The organism is Halorubrum sp. FL23 (assembly GCF_052439115.2).
Lineage (GTDB): Archaea > Halobacteriota > Halobacteria > Halobacteriales > Haloferacaceae > Halorubrum > Halorubrum persicum.
The window spans coordinates 1-20,606 of the sequence record NZ_JBQVRO020000023.1 but is presented as its reverse complement, the minus strand read 5'-3'; the positions used below and the strand labels follow the sequence as shown (position 1 = coordinate 20,606).

Below are 20,606 nucleotides of genomic sequence, written 5' to 3'. Positions count from 1 at the left end.
TATCTACTATGTCAAATGAGAACGAACAAGGCCGGCAAAAAGACGGTCCCAAACCGATTCCTGAAGAGGTGCAGCAAATCACAACTGAAGAGATTGTGGAGGGTGACTATGAGGTTCTCTCCCGTCCAGAAGACGATTCTGACGGCCCTCCCGATCGAGGAGGTGGTCCACCGGTGAGACCTCCATTTAGTGGGACGTATCTTGATAACAGTGTTGAGAGTTCATCTGAGGGGCGAGATAGAACGGAGGAAGGCTACTCATTTACTGCTGGATATGACAGTTCGATGGCGACACGTATCGGTGATGAGACAGCGGATGACAATGAAGCGGCCCGACTAAGAAAACTACACGAAGGGCGGCATCGATCTGACGGAGAGCACAGTATTCGTGAAAGTCAGCGCGACAAGAAACGCATCCCACAAGCAATCTGTTCGGGGCTACCACTGGCATCACATGAGAAAGATATGGTGGTGAGCACCGTTCAAGAACTTGATTTTAGCCGATTTGGCCAACACAAGAATATTGCCAAAGTCACTCTGGGTGTAGTTGCGGTGCTTGTTGATGAACGGGTGCGAGAACCAGAGAGTATGGATGAGGTAGTCTCTCGGTCAGATTCCTTCAAATCACTCCGCGAATCTCACGAGGTGTCGATGAGCGACCTCAGTACAATAAAATCAAATGTCCGTGAGGCGATCGATGATGGGGACGCGTACATTCGATATGATGATGAGCCTCTAAACCGTGACCCCGCTCTTCCTGCGCCTACGTCTGTGGGTGAACTCCCAGATGAATTCTGGGAAGACAAGTCTGCGGAATACTGGACTGAGTTAGCCAAACATTGGGGTGAGACCCCCTCGGAAGCGGAAGAGATACCACAAGAATATCGAGACCGCATAGAGCAACTTCAAAAATGGTCTCCTTGGGAGGATGGCGAAGAAGAGGAGTTGCCCGACAACGCCACTACAGGCTCAACTACGTCCGAAGTCGATCTTGAGGAGGTTGAGGAAATAATAGATGAAGAAGTTACCGAGAAGCACGAATAACTGAAGAACTCTATGGTTTTTACTACATTCACACCTCTAGTAGCAGCGCTGATCGCCTTCTGTGGATTTTCTATCTTCTTGTTGCTGGCCTTTACCGTAGCCTACGCCAAGCGCGATGTACATATTGAGGTGACTCTCTTCGAATTCCATTGATATTCTTCGATCTACACGGTCAATTTTCTGGGTATGTGGCTGTTTTGAGCGTTGAAACAAGGCATATACGCTGACGTATATGCTGACATATACGTAAACGTATACGCAAGCGTATAGTTGTTGTTTCGGCTCTATGAGATGAAAGCCTGATGTTTAGTGATACTAAGTGGAGTTCACACGAAGAAGAGCATGAAATACTAGAGTCAAACAGTCCTCGAACACAGCGGTTCGCTCACCCGTCGTGATCAATATAGTTGGCTTCCCATTCAGTCCGAGCTTCAATCTCTCTGGTGCCCCGACGGGTAGTGGTGTACTCGTTGGTCCGTCGGTCGCGCTGGCTCTTCTCGATGAGTCCCTTCTCAACGAGCGTGTCCAAGTTGGGATAGAGCCGGCCATGATGGATCTCCTTTTCGTAGTAGTCCTCGAGCTCGTCTTTGATCGCGAGTCCGTGGGGGTCATCAAGTCCGGCAACGACGTATAGCAGATCGCGCTGAAAGCCAGTGAGGTCGTACATGTCACAATCTACGTATTCGAGTTTTGAAATACTATTGATCTGGAGGCTGCGTGTCATAGAATCCGTCTCACATCACTCTACGTAGGCTCTGTTGAAATCCTATTCTTCAGACATATTTGCGCCTGAAACAGCCGGTCGATGAGAACTGCAAACCGAGCGGAAAGTATATGCCCAATTGAGAGACATTTTCTATATGGAGGAAACGCTCGCAGAAGTATATCATCTCAACGAAGTATTCTGGCTGGGATTAGTCGCAGTCGTTCTCGGAGTATTAACGCCTGTCTCTCTTGCATTTGGAGGGCTGAACGTCTCAAGTTGGTTTATTGTTACTGGTGGTGGGCTCCTCGTCACAAGTGTTTTCGTTGGTATCTACAGATTTTCTAAACCAACAGAAAATGAGGGTTAGCGGCAACAGTGAGCAGACAGCAATACATGAGTGACCTGTATTGACCGCAACCGGGTTTCATCTGTCACCTGCTAAGGATTTCAACAGAGCCTCTACGTAGTAATTTTGGCTACTTTATCTCACGCGTGGAGTCGGAGAAGCACCGTATTCTCGTCTCGATAGCTAGGCTATCGCGGAGTGGATGCTACAGTGGAGGCCGGATCTCGGTGGAGAGCGTTTTGAGGTCTGCTGTCGCGAGCTTGTCGGTTGTGATGAGCCGAAGTCGGGGACGGCCGATGTCCAACGGGACTTTCTTAGTCTCAATGAGGTTAGCATCTTCGAGTGCTGATTTGGCTCGTGAGAAGGTTGCTTTCGAAGCGATCCCTGTATCTTCACCCCATCTCGAGATGTCGTAGAGGAGGACTTCGTTGCGGGCTGCGAGGATGAGCATGATCTCGACGATACTGATGTCTACGATCCTGTGAACAGGATCCCTCTCACTCGTTGAAGTGGATGTGGAGATCGGCGTAGTCCTGCCAGTTCTCTAGGAGGAACGCTCGCATCCGCTCGAAGGTGTAGCCGTCTTCTAGCCACACCTTCTTCTCCTCATCGCTGTCGGGCGGGAGGTACTCCTTGTCGAGATGGGGCTGGCCGTGGCGCGTATCCATCCCTACGATTTCGTCGTTTTCGTCGAGTGGAGACTCGGCTTTCTGGACGAGAGACCATCCGTAGTTGTCGGCATCTTCTGCGGGGTCATACTCGTCGAAACCCTCGGGGTCTGGCTCGACATACCCGACGAGGAAGTAGTTGTCACCCCGATAGTTTCCGAGGTCGAGACTGTCAAATCGATTCATCGAACATCACCTGTGCACCTGTCGTCGTAGCGTTTGCTGTTGTGTTCATTGTAGTTCACCTGAGAATCCGCTGCCCGCGCGCGCCGTCGCACCAGCATAGCTCACGCTCTGAGACTGGTGATTTCGCGGTGTAGAAGGCCGCTACTCAGATGGTAGATGTGTAGAACGCCGGCCGGCGTAGCAGAGATGCTCTCACTGTTAACAAGGGGCTCCACCGACTTAAAGTTTTCGACATCTCCCCGTCGCAGTGAGATTTCGCCTGAAACCCCTGAAATCTGTACCATCGAAACATTCTTTACCGTTGCGGTTCTAACAACGGTCAAGGAGTAATGAATATGCCTGAGTTTGAAGAACCCCCAACTTCCGTGCCCGACCCGAACGACTTCGAGACCGAGGAAGCAGATATCGATGAGCGTCTGGAACTTCGAGCTGCGTTCTCGGAAGCTCTCACCCAGCACGGCTTCCCCGACACGCTAGTCCTCACGCGAGAGCGCGCCGAGGATATCTTCCATGACCGCCGCCTTGATCTGCTTGACTACCTGGAAGAGCACGACCCGCGTTCGGTTCGCGCCCTTGCTGAAGAGCTGGGCTATGATAAGGGAGTCGTCAGCCGCGATCTCCAGAAACTCGCAAAAATAGATGTCATCGAGTATGTCGAAGACGGCCGCGCGAAAGCCCCGCGGCTCAAGCACAAGCATGTCGCTATCGAACCAGTCATTTAATTCGGTTCTAGAAGGGTGTCTCCCCGGTATGATCCCCGGGGTTATGTCGCCGTGAGGAACTTCGTCGCGAGCCAACGCCGCAGTTGGTATCTGATGAACCCCTTGAAGTCATAGAAGTCAGAGAATGCTCGGAAGATACAGATTGATACTGTGAGACAGATTCTACGAACAATTGGAGTCAGTCTTCTCGGAGGATTGTTACTCACACTCGCTTTATCGGCTGTTTGGATTATCGTAACAGCAGGGCAAGCTGAGGGGCCATTCTCCAGTGTACTTGACTCGCTCTCTACGGTTGGCCCTGATTCAATAGTGCTTGTTGTCTCTGTTGGCTTCGGTGCTAGTGCGTATCTCATCAACAAGTTCACCGGCGGCGGATTCTAACTGCCTGACAGAATCTTTCATAGGTCGTGGGCCCTATGGGCCCACGACCTGCAAAGAATTCTTGGCGTTGAGGAGCAGCTGACCGGGAACAATTTGCTCGAACACCATCTTCATAAGTGAGAGCGGCGTAGACCAGAGCAAGCATGGACTACGAAGAACTACGATCTGCCCTCGATGACCGGGCTGGTGAGCGGTCCCAGCTTAGCAAAGGCTCGCGTGAGGTTGGTCGGAAGCTCGCCAACCTCCCAGACTGAGTGGTTATCCCGCCTGTAGCCTGTCGATAAACGCCCTTCTTCCATCATCAGTGACCTCCCGTAGATGAGTGACATCTGCCTCTTCTAACACTCGCCTCACGAATTCTCTGGTCCTCTCCTGGTGGCGTTGAGTGTAGTACTCGTGGTGGTCCCGTCGATCGAGATCGATGTCGTCAAACGAGATAACAATTCCTTCCTTCCGCTCAACAGCACCGTACCCGTAGTGTTTTGCCCACCGGAATAGGGCGAGGTGATTTCGTAGCGTGAGAATCCTTTTGGAGTCGTAGATGAACCCCGCAATCCAGTCGTACCATCCTCCCTCCTCGCCTGTGTCGGGCATCTCGAAGTCGGCGTCGTACGACGTGAGATAGCGATCAACTAGCCCGATTGCTGTCCGGTGGTTGGTGTTCGGCATTGGGTGTGTGAGCACAAAATTGGACAGTAGCTCCGCCGCTACGTCGGGTACAGGCTGCTTCCACTGAACGCGATTCAGAACGTCTGGAACACGGTCGAGGTGTATGCCCTTGTACGTCCGGAGCTCATTGCCCTGTTCCGCCTTCTCTTCAAGAATCCCCTCAAAGATATCCAGTACAGTCGATAAGACAACTGCGTTCCGTTGCGTGAAATTCTCCAAAATCCACTCGACGCCGTTGTCATCAGAGTCTGGCAGTCCAGCGTCGTAGCTCTCCCACGTGTAGATGAAATAAATCAATTCATCACCAATCTGTTCTACACGCAGCTTCACCGAGACGTGTTCCTTGTCTGTATACGCGTCCCCGCGGCTCAGACACTCTTCGCGGTCGTTAGTGATGAATTCGATAGAGTACCGTCGGTCATCGGGGTGGTGATACTGTAGTACAAGTGTATCTTCGTCAGAACTCATTCGTATCAGGCTCTTCGGGGCCGCTGTCTCGCATCTCAGCAGCTCGGTTTTGAACTAACTCGACGTACGTACGCACCTGATCCTCGGAGAGATCGTAGGCTCTGGCGACCCACTTGACGCCCATCGTGGGGTTCGAGGCGAGGTACGCCATCACGATGTCCTCACGAGCTCGTGCGACGGCTGGAGGCACTCCCCGCTCGCCGGTCTTCTCTTCGCGGAACCCGCCAGTGACGGTGTGTACGTCGGCGTAGAGACGCGCCTTGTCCAGAGAGTAGAACGACTTCACTCGCCCCAGCGGACCTTCGTAGTGGAACCTGTCCTCTTCTCCATCGGTGTGCTCACGGACGATCCGGCAGCTGTGAGGATACTCCTCGACGATGTCGGTCATGTGTTCTCACCGTCCTCGGGCCAGTACCACACGACTTCACCGTCCTTGAGAGAAAGAACGCCGTCGGGCTCGGCACGCTCGTAGGCCGCCACCATCGGCGTGAACCCGACACGCTTCCCGGTCTTGGCGGTGAAAACCTGGGAGTATGCGCTGAGAAGTCGCCATCGACCCCGCCGCGTTTGGAGTTCCCGCAGCTGCTCACGCATTGTTGCTCTCCTCTTGGAAGGCTTCGAGTTCTTCGCGAACAACTTGCCTCATCCGCGCTTCCATCTTTCCGGCATCATCCGGACCGAGGTCGTCTAGCGGGCGTAGTTCATCCACAGCGGCGTCCACACGCTCGTCGTATCCTTCTCCTTCCCCGGCAAGGTAGAGGTCTCTGCGCTCGTCGTAGAGCCGCGTGAGCGTGCTCTGTGGGATGCCGGTGTCCTCGGAGACCTTCACCCGGCTTTCACCGTGGGCGATGCGAGCGAGAGCGTCACGCATCTCTAGGAACTCCTCGACATCCACATGGAGCTTCCCGCTGTCGCCGACTGTGAATCCACGCGGCGGGCGTCCCGTCCACTTCCCAGCCTTCTGTGCCGCTCGAATCCCTGACTCGATACGTTGGAGTTTCTGTTGGTGTTCGATCTTCGCTAGGTCACCCATGATGTTGGCGACCATTGTGTACAGCGTCTGCTTCAGCGCGGGGTCGTCCACGCGGATTGAGAGTCCGACGTCGAGACTCTCCACGCCCGTCTCATGCTCTAGGCAGTGCTGGATGAAGTCGTAAACCTCGGTGCCACCAAGGCGAGAGAGTCGGGAAATCTCGTGAACAACCACGATGTCAAATTCTCCGTCGGCAATGTCATCCCACAGCTGGTCGTAGACGGTACGCTCGCCGCTGCTGGTCGCACCGCTGATGATCTCGGGGTACTCGATTACTTCGTCCGCCTCGATATGCTGCTCGAGGAACTCGTGTGTTTCGTCGAGTTGCCTCTGGACATCTTGGTCCTCGGTGCTCACTCGTGCGTAGATCGCAGCTCGTTTCATCTTACCTTCTGGTATTCGGGAAATTGACTTAAACTATTGGGGGTTTAGAGTATCCTATTCAAATCCACTACCTTTTGGAAACCCATTCAAGTGGATATGATACTCTGAATTATGATTACTCCGTAGGAGAGAACTGAGCCCGTCGAGGCCGGTGACGGCCAGACCGTCATCTCTTCTTACTGCGGGGTTGTTTTCTCATAGTTTTCTTGAAATTCTGTAAACCACGAATCGATAAGGTCTATGTCGAGCTCTTCAATAATTTCACCGTCGCTGCCCACTCGTCCGATTTTCTCGTTACGCGTCCACCCACAGACTACTGGACGTTCCGTGACTGTCTCTCTGAATTCAGCCTGCCGCACTAATCGCTTTGGCTCATCGCTTGTCTCACGGAGCATCTCAATCAGCTCACGGAGGAGAGGATTCCCTGGCGCGAAGTGATGTATCGATGGGAATTCGTCGGCACAGTCTGACGAAAACGTCACAGCAACCGAATCTTCGCTCGGGGCAATGAACTGAGCGAACGTCTGCTCTCCGTCTGGTTCCGGTAGTTCCATACCGTCCCATCTCAGACGGTAGGTCGTTTCTTCGTGTTCGAACTCGCCCTCATATTCGCTGTTTGTAATGTCGATATCAAGCTCAGTGACCGGAGTGAAAGTCACCCCAGCGTCAGCAAGCGTCTCATTCTCGACGAGAACAGCTTCTAGACTTGATTTTTGATACGGTGCTGGATATCGATAATCCTCTTCTCGTGTTTCCCCGATGTCTGGATGGGTGTACGACTGCCACGCGTCGAGTCTCGCCTCGTCGATAACGTCCTGTGCGACCAATGGCTCCACCGTCTCAAGGGACTCCCCCACATCCACACGGTCGCTCTGCTCTTGGTTCTCTATCTGTTCGGAAAACTCACGATCAGCTTCCGCAACTGCCTCGTGGCTCTCATCTCTATCCTTTTCCAGAGTCGCTGTCCGAATCTGTTTGCTCACTCCAGAGAGGACAGGCTGCATTTCACCAACGACGTTCTCGAAGAGGTCGATCCGGTCGTCAAGACGCTCGTAAATGTCTGTCTCGACAGTGTCCTTGTAGCTGTAATTGAGGATTTCGACCTCATCGTATCGCTGTCCGATGCGGTCAATGCGTCCAATACGCTGCTCAACACGCATCGGATTCCACGGAAGATCGTAGTTGATGAGAGCCCCGCATTCCTGGAGATTGAGTCCTTCACTGGCTGAGTCCGTACAGACAAGAATGTCCACTTGGCCCTCGTCAGTAGCGAACTCGCGTTTTACTCGCTCTTTCCCGACCGTTCTCCACGACTCACCATCCGCGTCGTACATCTCCCCTCCACGGCCAGAGTAGGTAGCGACGGTTTCTCCATGTATCGAGACGAGACTGCTGCGAATGAAATCCATCGTGTCCGTATACTGGGTGAAAATAATGACTCGGTTGTGGCCCTCCCGATCAAGTTCACCGAGGTCGTCAATCAGCTGGTCGACTTTCGGATCACGATCAATCTGTCGCAGATCACTGACGAAGGATTCGAGCTCTTCGATCTCTTGTTCGAGTAGGTCCACCCCTGCCTCTGTGACATTCGGAATTATCCCGGTGAGGTCTATATCCTCAAATCCATCGTCAATATCGTCCAAGCTATCGAAGTCTGTGAGGTCTTGCTCCGACAGGGAGTCCAGTAACACTTGACTGGTGCTAGACTCTGAGCCAAACGTCGGTCCTCTTGCTTGTTTCGCAGCCTGCTGTTTCCGTTCCAGAACCGCTTGTTGTGTGCGAAGTTTTTCAAGACGGTGCTGGAGGCTCTGTGAAATCGCGTAGATGCTGCTAGTCAGTCGCTGCCGATACGTCGTCATTACGAACCCGATAGCCCGATTTTCGACCTCGTCAGACTGCTGCGCGAGTTTGTAGAACTTCCGTGTGTAGTCGTCAATCCGGTCGTATACGCGACGCGTCTCGTCGGTCAGCTCAATCTGGCGCTGTTCAGGGTCCCGGTTCGGGACCGTCTCGTCAAGTAGCCCAACCTGTTCGTACTTCCGGAGCGTGTCCCGTGTGTTCCGGTGGATAAGCGCGTCGACAGGCGTGGATTCGGCGAGAACATCCTGAACGACTCTCCAACCAGATTCGGAGAGCTCATCGAGGGCGTTCAGCCGATCGTTCCGCCCATAGGTGAGCCATTCTTCGTCCGCTTTCCACTCCGGATACAGGAGATATTTGAGCTTCTCGTCTTCTTTCGCCTCGAACGGGTCGATGTCATGCTCATCGAGAGCCGTCTCGAAGACCTCGATGTATCCGTCGAAGTGTTCACCGTACCCTGCGGCAAGCGTACAGGACGCTAGCACGCGTTCCTTTGCGATAGAACGTGCCTGGCTCCCATCCGCTTTGATTTCGAGTAGTTCCGCCATTTCATCGAAGATGTCGTCGGAGAGGGTTCGTTCGGCGGATAGTCGGTCTTGATATCGGTTCTCGTCAAGCGTCGCTTGTGCTGACCAAGAGGAGGTATTCGATTCAGATCCATCCGTATCGACGACCGTACGGATCGCCTGAGAGAGCGCCTGTCGAGTTTCGAAGAAGTCGACGAAACGGTCCTCGTTGTCCCACTGTTCCGGAAGATCGAGGAGTGCCATCAGATCGTAGAGCTCGCCGGCATGCAGTTGCATCGGCGTCGCTGTGAGGAAGTAGTAGCACTGCGTGTGGTCTCGGAGTCGGTCGAGCATACCGTAGAAACTGCTGCCCTTCCGAGCGTTGTGGGCCTCGTCGACGATGACGGCATCCCAGACGCCTTCACGATTATTCGGGCTCCGTCCGCGTCCACTCACAGGGACAGTATCTCGGGTTCGGACTCGGCCGCTGTCACGAGGCGCGACTTGATCCCAACGGTCCTGGAGTCGCGCCGTGTGCCACGACATAATGACAATCGTCGGCGTCTGAGACACGGAATCAGATGTCGCGGTCGAAGACTGCTGATTAATGAACCGCCATATCGGACTCTCGACCCACGCGCGTTCTCGCTCCTCATCAGAAATGTTCAGTTCCGACAGAGACGGCGGCGCGTGTTCCTGACCGAAGGCGTCGATAAAGGCGTACTCGTTGGTGCTTCCACGTTCGAACCGATAGGCGTTGATATTGAATTTCTCCCATAGCTCCTCCTGCCACTGTTGTCTGAGGCTCGCGGGGACGAGGAGGAGGCCGGTTTCGAGTTCGTCCGTGATTCCGAGTCGTGAGAGGGTGAGACCGGCTTCGATAGTCTTCCCGAGGCCGACCTCGTCACAGAGGAGGAAGCTGTTCGGGTAGGTGTTCACGAGCGTGTCAGAAACGACGCGCTGGTGAGGCCAAGGGGTGATCGTACAGGCCTCTTCGGCGAGTGCGAGACCACCGGGCGTGAGCGGACCGTCGGCGATGATGTTCGCTTTGTCCAGTTCGGTTGCTGGTGCCTCTCCTCTCGCGATCTGAATCGCTTCCTTGATCTCAGATTCCGAATCGGGATCCTTCCAGTCGATCAACTCTCTCTCGATGGCTTCCGGCAGGTCGTACACCTCAACGAAGGGGTGCCCGTTCGACCAGAGCTGTTCGAACGTATCGACGTCGGCGTCGACGTAGGCATCCTCGCCGTCCTCCCACGACCGGTGGACTTTGAAGCGCTCGTAGTTACGTTTCCAGCCGCCGATGGTCTCATTCACGCTTCCTTCGAAGGAAAGTGCGTTTCCGTCATCGTCGTGGAAGACCCCCATTTTCGGGTGGAATATCTGCCAGCTCCCTTCTCGTGGAACGGCGACCTTGATATGGAGTCGCTCTTCTCGGAGCAATCGAGCGAGAAGCTTGAGGTGGGCGTCGAGTTCCTCTTCGTCTAATTCATCGAGTGAGTCCTTCAGTTCGTCTGTGAGCCGTTCGAGAACGGGTTTGTCCGACTTGTATAGGTCCGTGCCAACGACGAGTCGCATCTCGCCGTCGTGTTCAAGGAGAGCGTCGATACCCCGAGAAGCGACGGCGAGGGCCGTACTTGAGAAATATCCAGCCACTCGGTCGTAGCGGATACTTCGATTCAAGGCTGGTATATAAAACTCATCGACAAGATAGGTACTTTCAGTACCCGGTCGGCTCTCGTAAGTTGGGGACCAAGAATAGTTTTGAAGCCCATCCATCCGTCTGGAAAGCAATTATCTTCGGGTTGCCTTACACTTATCGACCATTAGCATCCGATTCTATCTGGATCTCTAAGCTACACGACAGATGATCTTAATACCTAGTCTCTCTATTTATGCGTTCTAGCTTGTCGCTCGGACTCGTTCATACGAGAAGCCAGCAAAATATAAATTCGGTTGGATTGAATCAATTTCTTACATGAAATTCTTCACAGCTGGTGACGTTCTAGAACATGCTAAGATAGCCCCGACAGAACCATTGACGATCAGTCGGGATGAATCCGTCTACGACGCGCTCACCCACATGTTGCGGAACGACTTCGATCAGCTGCCTGTAATGCGTGACGACGAAGTCGTGGGGGCGGTGACGTTCAAATCGATCGCTCGATTGGCGAAGTCAGTCCCCGACTCGAACCTCGAGAAAATGAGCGTCATGGGCGCATTGGTGTCTCCAACGTACGTGAGTGTTGAACACGACATGTTCGGGCTCTTCGAGACTTTCGCAGTCGAGGAGTTCGTTCTCGTGGGTAGCAGCGATAACTTGGGTGGCATCATCACGCGATACGACGTCTTCCATTTCCTCAAAGAGCAGTTCCGTCCGTTCATTATGATTGGAGAGATCGAGCGAAGTCTCCGCACACTGTTTGAGCGAGAGTTCCCGGACATCGAGGAACATATTCAGGAGACATTTGCGCCTCGTGCAGAGGAAGATCCGAGTTACTCGGTTCCTGAATCACTCGACTATTTCAATTTCGAGGAATACAAACGGTTCATCGCAACAAACTTCGAGGATTTACCCGAAGAGCTCCGAACTGATCAGGAGTTCGTTCTCAAACTACTCGAGGGTGTGCGGAAGAATCGAAACTCTCTGTTTCACTTTAGAGCTGGAGTCGACGAGATCGACCGAGAGATAATCGAAGTTGCTCACGGGTACTTTACGGGTCTCGTTGAGTAGAAAAACGAAGAAGTACTGTCCGGGTTAGAACTCTTCTAGACTCTGCTGTGATGTGTCCTCACGGTCGTCCGCAAAGATGTTCGGGCCGAAGTCGAGATCGAGCACGTCACTCGTTCGACCGACGGCCAAATCACGAGCGAGCTCCCAGTCCTCGTGGTTCTTCGGTAGCACCTGAAGCAGCGCCTTCAGCGTGGCCTTGAACTGGCTGTCCGTGTCGTAGTTCCGTTCCCGAAGCCACTCGAGGGTCACCGTTTCGCCCTTCTTGTCGTAGACGTGCATCGCGGCGTGGACGGCGTCCAGCGAGCGCGGGAACGAGAGGTCGTCCGGGTCGATCGGGAGTCGGTTCGACCGGTCTTCGGGCTTCTCGTTGATGTTCTGGACCCGGTCACCGTGTCCGTGGAGATTAATGTCACCGAGGCTCTTGTGCCAGGTTTTCGTTGAGCGCTTAATCTCGTCTATATCGACACCGATGCCGAGGCCGAGCTGGCGGCCTTCATCGTAGGAGAACGTCTCGGACTCGTGGACGAGCCAGCAGAGGACGTACCACTCGGTGACGTCGTCGAGGGTGTCGACATCCATGCCTTCCAGATATTCGTCAACGAGGATCTGAGTCACCGCCTCCCGTGCCGTTTCGAGTGCCTTCCGTGGCGGAACCTCTTCGTCCTGATCGTCGACCACGGGATAGGCGTCAGCATAGACCCGGAGTGTCGGACCGAATGCCGAGATGATGATATCTGTCTTGGTTAGGGAGATCCCGGATTCGAGGAGGTCGCGAGCGGCCTCCTTCGCGGCTGCTCGTGTATCAGCCTCGACATCGCTCCAGAGCGTCGGGACCGCGTTCTCGGGGTCGCGTTCTTCATGGGGTCTACGACCTGTCAGCAAGAGAGTAGAGTCAGCAGATGCGTTTCCCTGCATATCGAGCCGGTCAGGCATTTCAGAGGTAATTGGATGAGTGGATGTAACTATAAACCCGGAATTGATTAGAGACATTGTCAGGGTATCCCATGCATCTGACTCCTTGTGAGTGAACATAACAGTCATCACACCACCGGGCTCCAATGAGCGATATATCTCTGAGAAAATCTCGCTCATCTTTTCTTCATAGTGTTCCTTTGCGAGATTGCTCTTCTTGTTCGAAGAATCCTCTACATCAGCGAACTGTGAGGGGTTTGCAACAGCCTCACTCTCCTTGTCCGTCAATTCAAAAGTGAAGAGATCACTGTGGACATCGTTTAGGTATTTTCTCAGCCATACATAGAATAGGTCTGAGAGTTCGCTATACATGATGCTCGAATAGTATGGCGGGTCAACGACAGCAGACTGTATTGACTGGTCATCATATGGAAGATCAGCGGCGTCCCCATTTACTACTGAAACTGGATCGACATCAACCGAAGAAGTGTAGTCGACTAGAAGCTCATATGAGTCAATAATACGGCCAATTGTATCTTGGTAGCACTGATCTCCGATGGAGGGGTTGTTATCGACATACAGCCACTGGAACGTGTAATTTTTCCCGCCTACAGCGTTTTCAGGATACCCTCGGCTGATGCTGTAGGGGGATAATCGAGAGTTCCGGTCAACCAGTTTGCCAGAAGCGAGCGAAAGCACCGTAGTGATCGCCTCTGCACGCTCATCTGAATATTTTTTATACACTTCATCTTTCACCTCCTCGAAAGCTTGCCAATACTCGTAGTGAGCGAGGAGCTGTCTTGAGGAGAAAAGATCACGCCACTCTGTCAGGCCAAATCCAACTGCTTCAGAGGTCTTTTGCCCATTTGGTGGGATATTACTATCCAATAGGGAGAAAGTCTCATAATTTGATGAAACACGGTCTTCTGCTTTCTTGAGGGCTTTGTAGTCCTCATCTGTGGCTGCTCGGTATTCCGAGGTCCCACTGGAATTAATACACTTGACGCCCAGTATCTCATCCTCATACTCTCCATTCTTAATTCGCTGTTTTACCTCGTCGCTCTCAATAACTACGTTACATGAGAGACACTCGGTATTTCCCCCGCGAGACCGGGGACCATCCTGTGGATTGAATTCGTCCTTGGAAACGTCATCAGGAAGATTGACCAATTCATATTTTATCTCGTTATCTTCTATGTGTGGCTGGACAGCGATTCCCTTCGAAGACGATCTCTTAAGTAGCCACCATGATGGCACAACAGGAACCTCGCATCCGCAAGAAGGACACGTTATAGAGTACGCACAAGCATAATGAGAGGGGCGAGAACCATCAGAAGCAGGGAAAACGTCCTCGAGTTGTTGACTTGCTCTCTTGTCAATCTCCTCTGCCCACTCAGTCAGTTCTTCCCTCAGGCGACCTACTGAGAGTGGGTACTTTAGCATAGTCTCTAAAATCACTGTGGGAACTGGATTGAGCTCGTTTGCCTCTGTCGGAAGACCATATCGAAGGGATTCAAAGGGGATTACTCCACCTCCAGCAGTAGGATCTAACACTTTTGGGAGGTCACCTCCCCACTGATCTCGAAGCTTGTCGTGTAGTTCCTTCCGTTGGGAGTCAGAGGGTGTCCGTTCGTAGATACGCGGGTACCCGTAATGTTCCCCGAGAGTCCCGGATCGAGAGTCTTCTGTGGCCTTCTTTTTTTCAACGTAATCCGATAACTTCCCGCTCACCCCCTCCTTAGGACCGATTTGCATCAGATCAAGAATTTCTTCACCAGACGTGTCTGCAGGAAGGACAGACGAAAGAATCGCGAGACGGGCGGCCGGCGTAGGTCGCCGTGCAAACCACGGATGTAGATACCGATGCGGCGGCATATGCTTCGGATTATCTTCTTTCAAATTCTCGATACCCACAGCCTTCAACGGAAGCTTTCCCTCGATTGCGAGCGGTTTCAGGTTGTCGTCGTGGTCTGTCATAGGTGGTCAGTCAGCAGTGTTCGCAGGGCTTTCTCGCCGTTCGGGCTGGACGGGGACCGACACTTCGCGTGCCAGTAGTAACACTCCTCGTCGCCCATGTGAGCGACGCCGCGACAGAGGGCACGCATCCTATCGACGCGCTGGAGCGGCTTGATGCCGCGGAACGCGAGGGCCAGCCGGACGCCGACGGTCTCCGGGAGGAAGAGGTCGCCGGCACCGCTGGTGGTCACGGCTGACGGAGCGAGTTCCGCGCCGTCGACGGTCTCCTCGATGAGCGGGGAGAGCGCTCGGAAGCGGCCGCCGTCGATACGCGCGACCTTCACCGCAGTCCACCCGTCCCAGTCCCAGCGCGTCGCCTCCTCGGCCGTGGGGTCCTCGAAGACCGCTTCAAAGGATTCGACACTGAGGGAGCGTCCGCGGCGTTCGAGCCGGACGCGACGCGCGGCCGCCTGATCTTCGGGGAGAAGTTCGTACAGCGTGACCTCGCCGCCGTTCGAGCCTTCGCGGCGTACCATCGCGAACGTCGGCCGCCCACCGTAGACGCTGCTCCCGAACGAGGACACGGGAGCGTCCTCGGTCGGCGTCCCAGCGTGCGGCGAATCGAATTCGGTAGTCATTGAGTGGCCTCGGGGGGCACTTCGACCGGTCCTCTGGCTTGAACCTTCACGTCGATGTTGGTCTGGCCGAGCCCCGCCTGTAACTCTGCGAGCACGTCGTCCTCGTCGTCGGTTATGGCTTCGGGTTCGTCGAGATCAACGCGGAACTTCAGCGTGACGTTGATCGACTCGCCGAACGGGTCGGGCTGGTTCGTCACCCGGGAGAAGTCGTCGAGTCCGCCCTGATAGCTCGCGCTGTAGCTCGTCCCGGTCGACGTCTTCACGTCGTAGCTCATCCGGACCGAAACAGCGTCCGCACGGTCCGTGAACGCCTCGCGCTGAGCGATGAACGACCCCTTCGAGAGCCGGTCCTCGCCCATCACCTCGACGGTGACTTGCGAGACGCCCGGCGTTCCGTCTGAAGGCGCTTTCGAGAGCGCGTGGGTCCGAACCTCGTTGAACGCGCGAGAGGCAGCCATCTGACTGGTCGCCGTGTCCCAGCCCGACGGTCGCGCGCAGTCGGGACAGATATCTTGCGCGTTGAGTTCGCTCTCGTCGTACTCCTTGCCACAGCTCTGACAGCGATCTTTCTCGGGGGTCTTTGTGTGGTCCTCGCAGTACGCCCGCCCGTCGCTGGAGGGCTCGACCATCGTCGTACAACCGTCTTCGGCGCACTGGACTTCTTCGGCTTCGGGCGGCCGAATCGAGTCGTGGTGAACGTCGAGGAGGGACTCGATACCCGTGTAGACCACGTACTCGTTCCCGATCTTCACGTCGGTGTCCCTGATCGATGTCCGAACGTCCGGCGACTCCGCGAGGGGGCTTCGCTTCAGCCAGTTCTCCGGATGATCGTCGGCGTCAGCATCCCAGTACACGGTTTCGGACTCCGCATCCCAGTAGGTGTATCCCCCGTCGTCGACCATCTTCGCGACGGTCTTCCGAAGCGGCTTCGTGCTCAGGAGGTAGGGGAGCCCCGGCTTCTTCGCGAACTGCTCAACGAGCTGCTGGGTCGTCATCGAGTCCTGGGTCTGCTGCCAGAGCTTCTGTTTGAAGAACGCGATGCCCTTGGGTCCGGCGTCAGCCCGAATCAGCCGGTCGTCGAGCGTCTCTTCGACAGCGTTGACGAGCGACGTCCCGCCGTTGGCCTCGGTCGCGTTGATAGTGATGTGCGTGAGGCCGTCGCGGTCGACGTAGTAGAGGTGGCGGTACACCCCGCGGACGAGCTCACCGAGCAGACCGTATTTCGTCTTCTGACGCTCCTTCAACTCTTCAATCTGATCCGCAGAGAGGTCAGCAGTCTGTTGACTGTCGTCGAGCAGCGCCTCGATGGCCTCCAAGTGGCGGGCTTCGTCGACCGCACTCTTCACACGCTCGTCGTCGGGTGCGAGGAACAGGACATAGTTTTTGTAGACTCGACTCTGGGCATCGCCACCCTGTTTCGACGCCGACTTCTGGTAAAGCGACTGAACCTTCTCCGGAACCGCTTGCGGGTTCGAATCGTCGTTAAGCAGCTCCTCGGTGACCGGTGCCGTGTCCATGTGCATAACCGCGAGCTGAGGCGTCGACGCCTTGTCCGGGAGATCAGCCGGCGACTCAGGATGCGACACCGGATCGAACGCTCCGGTCCCCGTCTCACTGTCGAGCCGAGCTTCGAACCGAGAGCGCGCCTGCGCGTCGGGGGTGTTGTCGACCCGCTGGTCAATGATGCGAATGAGGTTCGGATCGGACTTGAACCGGACGCGCTCCTCGTCGTAGAGGTAGTAACACGCGACGCTCATGTCGCCTCCGGCCAGCGCGTCCAGTGCCGAGTCGTAGTTATCGAAGCGGATATCGGGGTGCCCGAGCGCCGCGTTCATTTCCGCTCGTGTGAGTCCGGTTGCCTGCTCGCCGTACGCCAGACTATGCCACAAAACAGTTGTTGTCAGGTGGCTTCCGAGCGGTGGAATCCCTTTCTCCGTCCACTTGCGGTCCTCAAGTTGTGCGTGGGCGTTCTCGTCCTCACTGTAGATGTCAGCAGTGACGGCAGAGCTGAGATCGACGAACTCGAACAGCGTCTCTCGGAGGGTCCCATCGATGCTGCCGCCCGGAGCATCGTCCGCCGGCGTCAGATCGTACAGCCGGATCCAGTGTCGGTCGTAGTTGGCCGGCTGGTGGTTCCAAAGGTAGAATACGGCCCGAGCGAGGAGCTTCAGTGCGCCACGGGTGCGCTGGAACTTAGGGATCGTGTCGATCTTCTCGGTGAGGGTATCGATGATCGTCGGATGGAACGGGTATTCTCGTTCAAGTCGGTCGACGAAGCTCGCGTCAGTAGCTTCCTGTGGGAACTGGCGGTCTCCGCCGGTGTAGAACTGGAAGTATGACTCTGCGACAGACTGAGCTTGGCCGTGGTCAATCTCTTCGAAGAGCCTGTGCTGAAGGACTTGTCCCACCTCCGTTTCGGAAGTGGGCGTAACCGTCTTGTGTTGCCGACGGCCGATCTGGTTGAGTTCGTCGACGAGCGTCCGGATCTCGTCGGCCTCCTCTTCGAAGGCCGTGTCGGCGATACTGTAGACCACGGTAACGTCATCAGTCTCGGACGCGGTCTCAAGGAGTGACAGAACGAAGCTCAGTGTCTGGCTCGCCAGCGTCGCGTCTCCGACCTCGACCGCGGATGCTGCCTCGAGATACGCCGCAATCTCGTCGATGAGGATGAGGGATGCCCCGTCGCCGATCTCGAACAACCCTTTCAGCGTATTTCCGCCCGGAGCGTTCCGGTCTTGGTCGTACTCCTTGATGTACTCGTAGCCCTCCAGCCCGTAGAGCTGATAGGCGATCTCTCCCCACATGGTCCGGGTGTTCGGAGCATCCGGATCTGTGCGGTCACTACGAGCGTTGCGTCCGTCAACGTGCCCTCCAACGAAGACCGCAGTGTCGACATCAAGATCACCAGAAACGGTGGCATCGTGATAGGACGACGCGAGGTCCTTATCGCCGTCGTTGAGATGATCTTCGAGATTATCTATATCACCGGGATGGGTCGCAAGGTGATACGAAGCGATCAAGTCGTGCGTCTTACCGCCCCCAAACCGCGTGTCCAGGCAGAGGATGCTGTTCGAATACCCTCCACTGTCGTGTCCACTACTAGCAAGAAATCTTCCAGTGAGATTGCTGAGAAGCGTTTGTAACCCGTCTGTCGGGTAGGTCATATCGAAAAAGAGACCCGCATCACGGTAGACCGGAGGAGCCTCCTCTGGGGAATGTGCGACCGTGGCTAGACTAGCCGCAAATTGGTCTTCCTGAAGCGTTCCGTCGAGGACATCATTCCGCGGTGTACAATTGTCGAATAGCGTTGGAAATTCTGCGTTACTCATTCTGACCTCGCTGTTTTCGATTCTGCTGGTCTCGATGCGGTAACGAATCCGTTTTGTTTCTTTTCAACATTCGGGTAGGCGATATTCGGCGTCTCCACAGCATCAAGTTAGTCCCGTCCTCGGCTTCCGTATCTCGTTTGTTAATCACAGGACTGGATAAACTTGCCCGTCTGAAGCTTCCTGTGTGGTTCGTGATTCGCTTCCGAATCATTCAGATGATTCTATCACTTTCACAAGATGTTATAACTGTTGCCGAGTCTAGTAGTGGTCTGAAACTTAACATCTGATCGACGAGAAGGATCGTCTACGAGCTGTACAAGCTCACTGACGGGGAGATCGTGGAAGAAGCAATTACCGATCAAGTAGCCTCTTGTGGTCGTGATTATTGCGCTAATTACGCCCACTCGATATCATAGCAGACCCGCAACGGGCGTGTGAGAGGTTATTGTTTGAACGCTTTCGCCACAAGCAGTGGGAAGACAAGTGTAGCCTCTGCTTCCACTTGTGTGTAGTTCGTCTGGTTTTCTTTGATCTTCCCCCAAGAAACAGCCTCGTTCGGCGGTGCACCCGATAATGACCCATCACCCTCCATCCCCGTTGAAATGTACACCACGTAATCCGCTCCCCCTCGAAAGAGGTTCGTCATGATTGCATGGTGTTTCGGTACTCCACCACCCACCGCGATGAGCCCCGTCGAGTCCGCCAGCAGCCCATCTTCAATTAGCGAGTCATAGTCGTCCAAAATCTCAATACCCACTTCTGAATCGTACCCTTGACGGTAATAGTAGAGGAAGTTCCCGACCTCGGAGTCCGTCAACGCTGGACAGTACACCGGTACGTCGTTGTCCGCGGCCTGCTTCAGAACCGAATCCTCATCCTCAAGAGTTTCACCTAACTCGCGTGCGAACGACGTTGGTGTTCTCACTTTCTCCTCTGCGAAAAAGTCCTCAAAGAAATCATACAGATACTCTTCCAACCACACATACCGGTCAGAAGGAACGAAGAGATTCCCGAGCCGATTGATCCCACGGTCACGGAGCGATGCCTCGTCTGCGTCCCATTTTCCCATCTTGAATGGCTTTGCCGTCTTGATCACGTCCTCGGTCAGCGATCCAGACGTCGTAATAACTACGTCTACATACCCCTCTTGAACGAGATACGCGACGGTCTCGCGCAGCCCCGACGAGATGATGTTTGACGTGAACGTGAGGTAGACAGTGGCGTCCGCCTCCTGCATACGTTCGGCGATGTCGATTGCTTCTGCGAGCTGCGTCGCCTGGAACCCCGTTGTCCCATAGGCGTCGAGCATCTCGTCAAAATCAAATTCTCCACGAAAGTCGTAGCCACGAACATCCGGCGTGTCAGGTTCCTCATCACTCCCAGGAACGACGTCGCTGTGAGAGTCATCTTTGTCCATACTACTGGATAATCTGACGCCGGTTTGAAGAACTCGGAATCGGTCTCCAAGCCGTTGGTGAAACCCTCAACAATTGAGAGTTGGTGACTAAGAGCCGTCAGAAGCCCTTGAGAACAGAGTCACTCTTCCTCGTACGCGAGGTTCATCAGCCATTGGGAGAAGGCGTCTGCCTGCGGGTCAACATCTTCCTCACCGATGAATGGCGAGAGCATGTCACCCGCCATCAGCAGTGAAAAATCACGATCAGATGCCGTTGGTTCGAGATAGTAGGTCCGTTGACCTTCGTACACCGCTTCTTCACGCTGAATCAGCTCGGCACTCTCAAGCGCTTCGACTAGTCGGCTTCCCTTTCGCGAAGAGACATCCAGCTCTTTCCAAAAGTCGCTCTGGTGAATCCCACCCGTCTCGCGGATCAGTTCAAGACCCGCACGCTCGTCCGCTGATAGATTGGCTTCACCCTGTGACGCACTCATATTCCAACGGCTAACGTGTATCCATTATAATCGTTCTTTCTGTCGCTAACACTCGTTATGAGATTGGCCGTGATTATTGTGCCAATTCTCCCACTCGGTATACTCAACGTCGAAAGTTTTGAGACACAGAAGCTCATCGTTTGAGTATGTCCAAGGACGGGAACAAGATTCCCGA

General features: G+C 54.6%; 16 protein-coding genes and 1 pseudogene. 4 read left to right on the top strand and 13 right to left on the bottom strand.

The window, feature by feature from the left end:
* Positions 1–8: 8 nt before the first annotated feature.
* Positions 9–1,043, top strand: coding sequence for a hypothetical protein (locus tag ACT4MF_RS17280; RefSeq protein WP_444683529.1), 1,035 nt, complete (start codon positions 9–11; stop codon positions 1,041–1,043).
* A gap of 385 nt (positions 1,044–1,428) precedes the next feature.
* Here the strand turns inward: ACT4MF_RS17280 and ACT4MF_RS17275 are convergent, their stop codons facing one another.
* On the bottom strand, positions 1,429–1,710 hold the full coding sequence (locus ACT4MF_RS17275; RefSeq protein ID WP_444683530.1) for a helix-turn-helix transcriptional regulator: 282 nt from the start codon (positions 1,708–1,710) through the stop codon (positions 1,429–1,431).
* Positions 1,711–1,903: 193 nt separating this feature from the next.
* Between ACT4MF_RS17275 and ACT4MF_RS17270 the strand changes: the two genes are divergently transcribed.
* The gene (locus ACT4MF_RS17270; protein ID WP_444683531.1) at positions 1,904–2,116 is read left to right on the top strand and encodes a hypothetical protein; all 213 of its coding nucleotides are present in this window, start codon (positions 1,904–1,906) and stop codon (positions 2,114–2,116) included.
* Between the two features lie 184 nt (positions 2,117–2,300).
* Here the strand turns inward: ACT4MF_RS17270 and ACT4MF_RS17265 are convergent.
* Both ACT4MF_RS17265 and ACT4MF_RS17260 read right to left on the bottom strand, forming a co-directional pair.
* Positions 2,301–2,555: pseudogene (locus ACT4MF_RS17265) on the bottom strand (transcriptional regulator TbsP domain-containing protein); the annotation flags it as partial.
* A 37-nt stretch (positions 2,556–2,592) separates the two neighbouring features.
* A complete protein-coding gene (locus ACT4MF_RS17260; RefSeq protein WP_444683532.1) occupies positions 2,593–2,949 on the bottom strand; it encodes a hypothetical protein in 357 nt (118 codons plus the stop codon).
* Between the two features lie 335 nt (positions 2,950–3,284).
* Here ACT4MF_RS17260 and ACT4MF_RS17255 point away from each other — a divergent pair, with 335 nt between their 5' ends.
* On the top strand, positions 3,285–3,671 hold the full coding sequence (locus ACT4MF_RS17255; RefSeq protein ID WP_444683533.1) for an HVO_A0114 family putative DNA-binding protein: 387 nt from the start codon (positions 3,285–3,287) through the stop codon (positions 3,669–3,671).
* A 639-nt stretch (positions 3,672–4,310) separates the two neighbouring features.
* Here the strand turns inward: ACT4MF_RS17255 and ACT4MF_RS17250 are convergent.
* The 5 genes from ACT4MF_RS17250 to ACT4MF_RS17230 all read right to left on the bottom strand — a co-directional run bounded on the left by ACT4MF_RS17250 (position 4,311) and on the right by ACT4MF_RS17230 (position 10,751).
* Positions 4,311–5,189, bottom strand: a complete 879-nt coding sequence (locus ACT4MF_RS17250; RefSeq protein WP_444683534.1) for a DUF8172 family protein — start codon at positions 5,187–5,189, stop codon at positions 4,311–4,313.
* A complete protein-coding gene (locus tag ACT4MF_RS17245; protein WP_444683535.1) occupies positions 5,179–5,577 on the bottom strand; it encodes a hypothetical protein in 399 nt (132 codons plus the stop codon). Before ACT4MF_RS17245 ends, ACT4MF_RS17250 begins: the two co-directional genes overlap by 11 nt.
* The gene (locus ACT4MF_RS17240) at positions 5,574–5,783 is read right to left on the bottom strand and encodes a hypothetical protein (protein WP_444683536.1); all 210 of its coding nucleotides are present in this window, start codon (positions 5,781–5,783) and stop codon (positions 5,574–5,576) included. The genes ACT4MF_RS17245 and ACT4MF_RS17240 overlap by 4 nt, the downstream gene beginning before the upstream one ends.
* Positions 5,776–6,606, bottom strand: a complete 831-nt coding sequence (locus ACT4MF_RS17235) for a recombinase family protein (protein WP_444683537.1) — start codon at positions 6,604–6,606, stop codon at positions 5,776–5,778. The genes ACT4MF_RS17240 and ACT4MF_RS17235 overlap by 8 nt, the downstream gene beginning before the upstream one ends.
* 176 nt (positions 6,607–6,782) lie before the next feature.
* A complete protein-coding gene (locus ACT4MF_RS17230) occupies positions 6,783–10,751 on the bottom strand; it encodes a helicase-related protein (protein WP_095638296.1) in 3,969 nt (1,322 codons plus the stop codon).
* Positions 10,752–10,950: 199 nt separating this feature from the next.
* Here ACT4MF_RS17230 and ACT4MF_RS17225 point away from each other — a divergent pair, with 199 nt between their 5' ends.
* Positions 10,951–11,706 (top strand): CBS domain-containing protein, encoded by a 756-nt coding sequence (locus tag ACT4MF_RS17225; protein WP_095638295.1) that lies wholly within the window; start codon positions 10,951–10,953, stop codon positions 11,704–11,706.
* A 24-nt stretch (positions 11,707–11,730) separates the two neighbouring features.
* Here ACT4MF_RS17225 and ACT4MF_RS17220 read toward each other — a convergent pair whose 3' ends face one another.
* The 5 genes from ACT4MF_RS17220 to ACT4MF_RS17200 all read right to left on the bottom strand — a co-directional run bounded on the left by ACT4MF_RS17220 (position 11,731) and on the right by ACT4MF_RS17200 (position 20,431).
* The gene (locus ACT4MF_RS17220) at positions 11,731–14,595 is read right to left on the bottom strand and encodes a DUF1156 domain-containing protein (protein ID WP_444683538.1); all 2,865 of its coding nucleotides are present in this window, start codon (positions 14,593–14,595) and stop codon (positions 11,731–11,733) included.
* Positions 14,592–15,212, bottom strand: a complete 621-nt coding sequence (locus tag ACT4MF_RS17215) for a DUF7680 family protein (RefSeq protein ID WP_444683539.1) — start codon at positions 15,210–15,212, stop codon at positions 14,592–14,594. The genes ACT4MF_RS17220 and ACT4MF_RS17215 overlap by 4 nt, the downstream gene beginning before the upstream one ends.
* Entirely contained in the window at positions 15,209–18,541 is a 3,333-nt protein-coding gene (locus tag ACT4MF_RS17210; RefSeq protein ID WP_444683540.1) for an ATP-binding protein, read from the bottom strand. Before ACT4MF_RS17210 ends, ACT4MF_RS17215 begins: the two co-directional genes overlap by 4 nt.
* Positions 18,542–18,983: 442 nt before the next feature.
* Complete coding sequence (locus tag ACT4MF_RS17205) at positions 18,984–19,958, bottom strand: deoxyhypusine synthase (protein WP_444683541.1); 975 nt, start codon at positions 19,956–19,958, stop codon at positions 18,984–18,986.
* Between the two features lie 119 nt (positions 19,959–20,077).
* Positions 20,078–20,431 (bottom strand): helix-turn-helix transcriptional regulator, encoded by a 354-nt coding sequence (locus ACT4MF_RS17200; protein ID WP_444683542.1) that lies wholly within the window; start codon positions 20,429–20,431, stop codon positions 20,078–20,080.
* Positions 20,432–20,606: the final 175 nt, after the last annotated feature.

Coding starts and splice junctions, on each gene's coding strand:
- ACT4MF_RS17280 (WP_444683529.1), top strand. CDS start 9: ATGTCAAATGAGAACGAACAAGGCCGGCAAAAAGACGGTCCCAAACCG.
- ACT4MF_RS17275 (WP_444683530.1), bottom strand. CDS start 1,710: ATGTACGACCTCACTGGCTTTCAGCGCGATCTGCTATACGTCGTTGCC.
- ACT4MF_RS17270 (WP_444683531.1), top strand. CDS start 1,904: ATGGAGGAAACGCTCGCAGAAGTATATCATCTCAACGAAGTATTCTGG.
- ACT4MF_RS17260 (WP_444683532.1), bottom strand. CDS start 2,949: ATGAATCGATTTGACAGTCTCGACCTCGGAAACTATCGGGGTGACAAC.
- ACT4MF_RS17255 (WP_444683533.1), top strand. CDS start 3,285: ATGCCTGAGTTTGAAGAACCCCCAACTTCCGTGCCCGACCCGAACGAC.
- ACT4MF_RS17250 (WP_444683534.1), bottom strand. CDS start 5,189: ATGAGTTCTGACGAAGATACACTTGTACTACAGTATCACCACCCCGAT.
- ACT4MF_RS17245 (WP_444683535.1), bottom strand. CDS start 5,577: ATGACCGACATCGTCGAGGAGTATCCTCACAGCTGCCGGATCGTCCGT.
- ACT4MF_RS17240 (WP_444683536.1), bottom strand. CDS start 5,783: ATGCGTGAGCAGCTGCGGGAACTCCAAACGCGGCGGGGTCGATGGCGA.
- ACT4MF_RS17235 (WP_444683537.1), bottom strand. CDS start 6,606: ATGAAACGAGCTGCGATCTACGCACGAGTGAGCACCGAGGACCAAGAT.
- ACT4MF_RS17230 (WP_095638296.1), bottom strand. CDS start 10,751: ATGGATGGGCTTCAAAACTATTCTTGGTCCCCAACTTACGAGAGCCGA.
- ACT4MF_RS17225 (WP_095638295.1), top strand. CDS start 10,951: ATGAAATTCTTCACAGCTGGTGACGTTCTAGAACATGCTAAGATAGCC.
- ACT4MF_RS17220 (WP_444683538.1), bottom strand. CDS start 14,595: ATGACAGACCACGACGACAACCTGAAACCGCTCGCAATCGAGGGAAAG.
- ACT4MF_RS17215 (WP_444683539.1), bottom strand. CDS start 15,212: ATGACTACCGAATTCGATTCGCCGCACGCTGGGACGCCGACCGAGGAC.
- ACT4MF_RS17210 (WP_444683540.1), bottom strand. CDS start 18,541: ATGAGTAACGCAGAATTTCCAACGCTATTCGACAATTGTACACCGCGG.
- ACT4MF_RS17205 (WP_444683541.1), bottom strand. CDS start 19,958: ATGGACAAAGATGACTCTCACAGCGACGTCGTTCCTGGGAGTGATGAG.
- ACT4MF_RS17200 (WP_444683542.1), bottom strand. CDS start 20,431: ATGAGTGCGTCACAGGGTGAAGCCAATCTATCAGCGGACGAGCGTGCG.